Source organism: Paenibacillus sp. GCM10027630 (assembly GCF_042676305.1).
In the GTDB taxonomy this organism is placed as follows: domain Bacteria; phylum Bacillota; class Bacilli; order Paenibacillales; family NBRC-103111; genus Paenibacillus_S.
On record NZ_JBHTGY010000070.1, the window covers coordinates 1 to 1,259 of the forward strand.

At 48.8% G+C, this 1,259-nt stretch carries 1 protein-coding gene; it reads left to right on the forward strand.

What is annotated here, in order from left to right:
* The coding region (gene ltrA / locus ACFQ0C_RS31660) for a group II intron reverse transcriptase/maturase (RefSeq protein ID WP_379372866.1) at positions 1-1,200 on the forward strand (1,200 nt) is incomplete at its 5' end.
* Between the last annotated feature and the right edge of the window lie 59 nt (positions 1,201-1,259).

Consider the following 1,259-nt stretch of genomic DNA (forward strand, 5'->3'; position numbering starts at 1 on the left):
CGAGTTAAGGCGAACGGAGGAAGCGCCGGGATTGATCGGATAACGATTCAATACATCGTTCAGGAATATGGAGAGGAACAGCTTATTCAAGAAACGAGAGAGCTGCTTGTCAACGGTAAGTATCGTCCTTCTCCGGTTCGGAGGAAAGACATTCCGAAACCGGACGGAAAGATGAGACCACTAGGCATTCCCACAATTCGAGACCGACTCGTCCAGATGGCGACCAAGATGATGATGGAACCGATCTTCGAAGCGGATTTTCGGGACTGTTCGTACGGATTCCGTCCGAAACGCGGCGCGAAGCAAGCCATTGAGAAGATCCGGCGCACGACGAAGGATAACCCGATCTACTGGGTGGTGGATGTAGATATCTCCGGATACTTTGACAACATCCCCCATGACAAGCTGATGCTGCTTGTTGCTAAGCGCATCAGCGATCGAAGAATCTTGAAGTTGATACGCGGATGGCTCACAGCCGGAGTCATAAAAGATGATCAGTTTCATGACACGAAGATCGGGAGCCCCCAAGGCGGAGTGATCTCACCACTGCTTGCAAACATCTATCTGAACTATCTTGATACGGTTTGGGAAAAGCAGTTCACTCATCTTGGAACACTCGTCCGCTACGCTGACGACTTCGTGATCCTCTGCCATAAACGGGAGCATGCGCTGGAAGCAGTGAATGTGCTAAAGAATGTCTTTAGGAAACTGGAACTCTCTATGAATACGCAAAAGTCTAAGCTTGTGAATGTATACAATGATACAGGGGGATTCGATTTTCTGGGAATGCATCACCGTAAATTACCGTGGAAGAGCAAGGGAGGATTAGCTCACATCCTACGCAGCTTTCCATCAAAGAAAGCCATGAAGAAGATGCGGGATAGGGTGAAGGAAATAACCGCATCAAGAAGCCGACTTCCATGGTCGCTTCAGGACATGGTGAAAGAACTGAACCCGCACATTCAAGGATGGCAAGGATACTACGGTAAGATTGACCCAGCGGTTTCCAACCGTTTTCTGCGGAAAATTGATCGGCATATTCGCAGAAGATTATTTATCTTCCTACGTAACAAGCACAAGCGAAAATTTCAGAGATGGGGACCAGAATTGGATGATGCTTTGCTCATGAGTGGCTTGAAAACCGTTTCCTCCTGGGGACACCGTAATGCTCGAGGTGAAGAACGTCGGAAAGCCGTATGAGGGAAAACCTCACGTACGGTTTGATGAGGAGGGGCTGGATGCCCAGCCCTTCACTCTAC